Raw genomic sequence first — 3,029 nt, 5'->3', positions numbered from 1 at the left:
AATTACTGGTTGGTCGTTCCACTGGTTTTTTGTGAAAACAGAAATATTGATGTGATAGAAGGAGCATTGGCTGATGCTCTAGGCTACCAAACCAAAAAAGATTTTGCCGTTGACACCCAAGCATTGATTGAGCAATATAAAAAAGGTGCTTCGGCTGAAACAATTTTTAATACCCCAATTATTACCACTCAAGAAGAAATGGTAAAAAACCGTTTGTTCAATAATGTTGATGGTATAAAATTCCTAAAACATGATGGCGGCTGTGGCGGTATTCGCCAAGATTCTGAAACGCTTTGTAATTTGTTGGCTGGCTATATCACCCATTCAAATGTGGCGGGAGCAACTGTTTTGAGTTTGGGCTGTCAAAATGCTCAAATTTCAATTTTAAAAGAGGCTATTTCTAAGAAAGATCCAAATTTCTCCAAACCTATTTATTATTTAGAGCAACAAAAAAGTAAAAGTGAACGTCATTTTATTGAAGAAGCCGTTAAGCATACTTTTATTGGATTAACCGAAGCTAATAAAATTAAGCGTAAATCTGCACCATTAAACAAATTGGTATTAGGCTTGGAATGCGGTGGCTCGGATGGATTTTCTGGTATTTCTGCAAACCCCAGTTTGGGCTATACGTCAGATTTACTAGTGGGTTTAGGTGGGAGTGCTGTATTATCGGAATTTCCAGAATTAAATGGCGTTGAGCAAGAATTGATAAACAGATGCGAGACCGACGCAGATGCCAAGAAATTTGCAGATCTTATGCGTTCTTATTCTGCAGCTTCCGTTGCCGTAGGTTCTGGGTTTGAAAATAATCCTTCACCCGGAAATATAAAAGACGGTTTAATTACCGATGCTATGAAATCAGCTGGAGCTGCAAAAAAAGGAGGAACCTCTCCCATAGTTGAAGTGTTGGATTATACAGAAAAAGTCACCAAACCCGGACTCAATTTATTGTGTACGCCCGGTAATGATGTGGAAAGTACAACTGGATTGGCAGGATCAGGCTGTAATATTATTGTTTTTACCACTGGGTTAGGCACACCAACAGGAAACCCGATAGCTCCTGTATTAAAAATGTCGAGCAATACGCATTTGTACGAAAAAATGAATGATATTACCGATATCAATGCCGGTACGGTTATCACAGGCGAAGATACTATTGAAAGTATGGGCGAAAGAATTCTAGAACATATCATAAAAGTGGCGAGTGGAGAAATCCCGGCCAAAGCGAATGTTAAAGGTCAAAACGATTTTATTCCATGGAAAAGGGGAATTTCCTTATAAAAACAGAGAAAAATTAATGAATTCATTAAATAGAAAAACTGTATCTGTAAATACGCATACCGAAAAAATTATACAATTTGGTGGAGGTAATTTTTTACGTTGCTTCGTAAACTGGATGGTTCAAATATTAAATGATGAGACTGATTTTAACGGTGGTGTAGTAATTGTAAAACCTACAGAATATGGAAATTATAAACATTTAAAACAACAAGATGGTTTGTTTACTGTTGTTTTAGAGGGTATAAAAAGTGATAAACTGATTGAGGAAAAGAAATTGATTAATAGCATTCAAGATGTTATAAATCCGTACTTAGAATGGCAAAAATATTTAAAAACCGCCAATAATGAAAACCTTCGTTTTATAGTGTCAAACACCACCGAAGCTGGTATCAGCTTTAATCCTGAAGACAGCTATTCAGACGAGCCACCTCAAGAATTCCCGGCTAAACTAACCATATTGATGCATAAGAGATTTCAGTATTTTTCTGGAGATTCTTCCAAAGGGTTTATTGTATTACCATGTGAGCTAATAGAAAATAATGGACACCAGTTAAGGGAATGTGTTTTAAAATATGCAAATCTTTGGCAACTAGGTGTAGGTTTCGAAAGTTGGATTATCAATGCAAATATTTTTTGCAATACTTTGGTTGATAGAATTGTATCAGGTTACCCTAAAAATAGAATTGATAAGTTAGAAAAAGAACTTAATTATCATGATAAATTGATGGTGGCAGGTGAATATTACCATAGTTGGATCATAGAAGCACCTGAAATTGTTCAAAAAGAACTGCCTTTTTCAAAAACTGATTTGAATGTAAAATTTGTTGATAACCTAGAAGATTACCGTAACTTAAAGGTGCGTGTTTTAAACGGAGCTCATACCACTTTGGTTCCTGTTGGTTATCTGTACGGAATTGATAGCGTTAGGGAATCGTTGGAAGATCAGGAGGTTAGTAAATTTTTAAACGATGCTATTTTTAATGAAATTTGTCCTATTTTAGACCTTCCAAAATCCGAAATAGACCAATTCGCTAATGATGTGTTGGATCGGTTTAGAAACCCATATTTGGAACATCAATTGATAAGCATTTCATTAAACTCAATTTCAAAATATAAAACAAGGGTGTTGCCTTCGGTTTTTGAATATATTAAAAGAAAACAAGAGTTGCCCAACCATCTTCTTTTTTCTTTGGCCGCATTAATTGTTTTTTATAGAGGAAAAAGAAATGGAGATTCGATTGCTTTAAAAGATGATAAAAAAGTATTGGATTTCTTTTCTAATAGTTGGAAATCTTATGATAATGGAACAATAAAAATTGATAAACTTGTAAAGTTAGTTTTAACAAATACCAGTTTTTGGGGAAAGGATTTAACCCAGCATGAAGGATTTGAACAATTGATTTTCAATTATTTAAGTGATATTATTAACGAGGGAATGAAAACGACCTTGAATAATTTTGAATCACAACATTAATTAAAATATGACCATTGACGCCCATCAACATTTTTGGAAATACGATACCATAAGGCATGGATGGATAGACGATTCTATGTCCGTTATTCGTAAAGATTTTTTACCCGCGGATTTAAAAAAAGTATATCAAGAAAATGGTATTGATGGCTGCGTTGCCGTACAAGCGGATCAAACATTAAGGGAAACTGATTTTTTGCTGGAATTAGGTAATGAAAACGATTTTATAAAAGGAGTTGTTGGCTGGGCAGACTTGCGAGCGGAAAATATTGATGAA

Annotated in this window: 3 protein-coding genes; all 3 read left to right on the top strand. The window is 34.8% G+C overall.

Features of this window, described 5'->3' with window-relative positions; all coding sequences use genetic code 11:
* Positions 1 to 1,281: UxaA family hydrolase (locus tag UMM65_RS17495; protein ID WP_321978451.1), on the top strand; the 1,281-nt coding region annotated here is incomplete at its 5' end.
* A gap of 16 nt (positions 1,282 to 1,297) precedes the next feature.
* Entirely contained in the window at positions 1,298 to 2,755 is a 1,458-nt protein-coding gene (locus tag UMM65_RS17490) for a tagaturonate reductase (RefSeq protein WP_321978449.1), read from the top strand.
* A 7-nt stretch (positions 2,756 to 2,762) separates the two neighbouring features.
* On the top strand, positions 2,763 to 3,029 hold a 267-nt coding region (locus tag UMM65_RS17485), incomplete at its 3' end, for an amidohydrolase family protein (protein WP_415859578.1).

Source organism: Aureibaculum koreense (genome assembly GCF_034296135.1).
Lineage (GTDB): Bacteria > Bacteroidota > Bacteroidia > Flavobacteriales > Flavobacteriaceae > Aureibaculum.
The sequence above is the reverse complement of the archived record's forward strand: the minus strand, read 5'-3'. Positions and strand labels throughout refer to the sequence as shown.

Bases quoted from the DNA above. Each gene is read 5' to 3' on its own strand.
- UMM65_RS17490 (WP_321978449.1), top strand. From the start codon at position 1,298: ATGAATTCATTAAATAGAAAAACTGTATCTGTAAATACGCATACCGAA.